This is a genomic window from Actinomadura sp. NPDC049753 (assembly GCF_040674655.1).
Taxonomy (GTDB): domain Bacteria; phylum Actinomycetota; class Actinomycetes; order Streptosporangiales; family Streptosporangiaceae; genus Spirillospora; species Spirillospora verrucosospora.
On record NZ_JBFARL010000382.1, the window covers coordinates 1 to 3333 of the forward strand.

At 76.4% G+C, this 3333-nt stretch carries 3 protein-coding genes; 1 reads left to right on the forward strand and 2 read right to left on the reverse strand.

Annotated elements, in window-relative coordinates; translation table 11 throughout:
- The coding region (locus AB0K37_RS41220; protein ID WP_363991416.1) for a hypothetical protein at positions 1-1572 on the reverse strand (1572 nt) is incomplete at its 3' end.
- The gene (locus AB0K37_RS41225) at positions 1569-2600 is read right to left on the reverse strand and encodes an acyltransferase domain-containing protein (RefSeq protein WP_363991419.1); all 1032 of its coding nucleotides are present in this window, start codon (positions 2598-2600) and stop codon (positions 1569-1571) included. The genes AB0K37_RS41220 and AB0K37_RS41225, both read right to left, overlap by 4 nt.
- A gap of 151 nt (positions 2601-2751) precedes the next feature.
- Between AB0K37_RS41225 and AB0K37_RS41230 the strand changes: the two genes are divergently transcribed.
- Positions 2752-3324, forward strand: coding sequence for a hypothetical protein (locus tag AB0K37_RS41230; RefSeq protein WP_363991422.1), 573 nt, complete (start codon positions 2752-2754; stop codon positions 3322-3324).
- Positions 3325-3333 lie beyond the last annotated feature (9 nt).

A 3333-nucleotide genomic window follows, 5' to 3' on the forward strand; every position in this document is an offset into this window, starting at 1 on the left:
CGCGTCCAGCTCGTCGATCACGTCGCGCCAGTCCATGACCCCTCCTCGGCGAAAAGGACGCTCCATCCTGTCGCACGGGCCCGGCCCGCGCCAGAGCCCGTCGCGCAGGGCGGCCTGGACCCGTCCGGCGAGCCGGTCGCGCAGGCGGCGCTCGGCGTCGCGCGCCAGGAACAGCCACACGCGCGGGGAGTCCAGGTCGCCGTCGTCGGGCGGCCCGAGCTCCGGTTCGGGCGGGACGTAGCGGTCGCGGTCGGCCATCGCCCGCGCGGTGTCGTAGAGGATGAGCGCGTTGTCGCCGCCGGCGTTCTGGTAGGCGTGCGCCAGGCCCCGGTAGGCGTTGAGGCGCTCGACGGCGGCGAACCCGGGGGCGCCGCTGTGCACCCGGCACGCCGACACCGTCTCCTGCGCCTGGACGGTCGCGGCGGCCTTCAGCAGCGCCAGGTCCCGGTCGACCGCCGACCACGGCGCCCACGCGGTCGCCGGCCCCCCGGCCTCGCCCGCGTCCCCCGCCCCGGCCGCCGCGTGGTCCGGGGGCCGCGGGGTGGTGACGTGGGCGGCGACGGCGGTGAGGGCGTAGGCGGACGCCAGCGCTCCCAGCACCGCCTCCTGCTGGTTGCGGTAGTCGGTCAGGGGGCGGCGCGGCGCCAGCCGGCCGAGGGTGGTGCGGCCCGCCGAGTGGGCCAGCAGCATCGCGGCGGCCGCCCGGGTGATCGCGGCGGAGGCCGACACGACCGCCCGCCACACCGGCGGGGCGATGCCCATCGAGCGGGTGAGCCGCGCGGCGGCGGGCCCGTGCGGGTCGTGGAAGTCCCCGTCGGGCCCGATGGCCGCGCCGTCGCGCAGCCACGCCCCGTAGGGGACGCGGACGTCCTCCAGCAGGACGGCGGCGTAGTCGATCTGCAGCCCGGTGGTCTCGGGCGCCGGGACGATCCGCACGCCGGGCGGGGCGGCGCCGCCGGGTCCGCGCAGCGGCACGGCGAACACGAACACGCCGCGCTCCTGGCCGCCGTGGACGAGGGTGGCGTAGACGGCGGCGGTCTTGGGCAGGTCCGGGTGGGCGGTGTTGGTGGGGAACTTGGCGGCCTGCGCGTCGGGGGTGCTGAGGACGAACCCGCCCGTGGCGGGGTCGTGGCGGGCGATGGTGCGGGGCGACAGATGGCTGTTGCTGCGTCCCACCTCGGTCATCAGCAGCGTGCCGAACGAGTCCATCGACTCCAGGGACTCGCGCAGCGGCCGCGTCTCCTCCTGCCCGGCGCCGAACCGCAGGACCGGGCCGAGCGCGAGCGTGTAGTGCAGCAGCATCATGTGGAACAGCGGCGGGTCGGCGATCGCGGCACGCTCCAGCAGCGCGCACAGGGCCGGCGGGTCGGCCAGCAGCTCGCCGGCGGGCGGCGCGGCCCGTCCCGCGCGGCGCAGCCGCTCGTAGGTGAGCGCGTGCCGGTCGGGCGCGGTGAGCCCGGCCGGGACGGTGAAGAACTCCTCGGGGACGGCCTCCTCCAGCCGCGCGCGTGTCTTGGCGTCGAGGGTGGAGCCGTGCACGAACTGCCGCAGGGAGTCGGCGTCGGAGGTCACGAGGGGTCCTTTCGCTCGCCGGAGGGGGTGACGCCGGGGGCGGCCTTGCCGGTCAGGCCGTGGCGGGGGCGGTCGCGCAGCGGCGCCATCGTCCGCGCGTCCGGCAGGGTCAGCCGCGCGCACTGGCACAGCGCGTTGCCCGCGCCCGCCTCGGTGAAGACCGTCGCGCCCGCCGCGTGCACGGCGCGCAGGGAGTCCGGCAGCCGGACGGGTTTGACGATGCAGTCGGCCATGGCGCGGTGCAGGTCGTCGTCGTCGCGGTAGGCGCGGCCGCGGACCGGCGAGTGGACCGTCAGCTCCAGGGGCCGCTGCGGGAAGCCGCGGATCATCGCGTACCACTCCTCGTCGGCGCCGGCCATCGCGGGATGGTGGGACAGGTAGGGCACCGCGAGCCGCACGGCGTTCACGCCCTGGCCGCGTGCGGTGTCCAGGACGGCGTCCAAGGGCCCGTCGGGACCCGACACGACCGTGACCTGCGGGGCGTTCAGGCACGCGACGACCACCTCCGGTGCGCCGGCGGCGTCGATGCAGGCGCGGGTGCGGTCCTCCCCGGCCTCCAACAGCCCCATGCCGCCTCCCCCGCCGTGCCGGGCCAGGACGCCGACGGCGGCCACGCCCATGCGGGCGCCGTCGGCGATGGAGAACGCGCCCGCGCACACCAGCGCGGCGATCTCCCCGAAGCTCTGCCCGACCGCGAAGCCGGGGTGGACGCCGTGGGCGCGCAGGGCGCGGTCGACGGCCACGGACGCGGCGTAGCCGGCGAGCTGGGCGACGCCGGGAGTGCGGGCGGCCTCCCGGTAGCCGCCGGGATCGTCCATGAGGATCGAGCGCAGGCGCGGCCATCCCTTGGGGGGCAGGCCCTCCTGCACGGCGTCCAGGACGTCGGCGACGGCTCGGGCGGCGCCGGCGCCGGTGCGGGCGAGGGCGGGCAGGTCGGGGACCCCGGCGGAGCCGGTGCCGGGGAACAGGAAGGCGCAGACGTCGTCGGGTTCGAGCTGTTCGGCCGGGCGGAATCGTGGTGCGGGCACGCGGGGTCTCCTTACCTGGAAGGAAGGCTGCCTTTTCCTTTACGACAACGGCCGCTTAGCTTTCAGTTATGGACCAAAACCCTGAAATGGGATTATTCACTTATGGGATGGGACTGACAACCGCCAGTCCGGTGACGGGGGGAGGCCCCGCATGACCGTGCCCGACGCGTACCGGCCGGCCCGGGCGGACCACAGCGGAGCGGCGCGGGACGGCGGGCGGGGGTGGGCCATCCGCGGAACCGGCGCCCACCTTCCCCGCGACGTCGCGCACAGCGCCGACCTGTCCCGCTCGCTGGGCCTGGAACCGGACTGGATCGAGCGCCGCACCGGGATCAGGCGGCGGCACGTCGTCGCCCCCGGCGAGGCCGCCTCCGACCTGGCCGCGGCCGCCGCCCGCCGGGCGCTGGAGGCGGCGGGCCTGGACGCCGCCGACCTCGGCCTGATCGTGCTCGGCACCTCCACGCCCGACGTGATCGCCCCGTCCACCGCCTGCCGCGTGCAGACGATGCTGGGCGCCCGCCGCGCCGCCGCGTTCGACATCTCCGCCGCCTGCACCGGGTTCGTGTTCGGGCTGCAGACCGCGATCGGCTGGCTGGCCACCCAGCGCGGCGCGCCCCCCTACGCGCTGGTCGTCGGCGCCAGCAGATCCTCTCGCGGATCGCGCACAAGCACGCCTCGCTCGGCATCCGTCCCGAGCAGTACACGATCGTGGGCCGGCACCTGATGGACGCGG

Coding starts and splice junctions, on each gene's coding strand:
- AB0K37_RS41230 (WP_363991422.1), top strand. CDS start 2,752: ATGACCGTGCCCGACGCGTACCGGCCGGCCCGGGCGGACCACAGCGGA.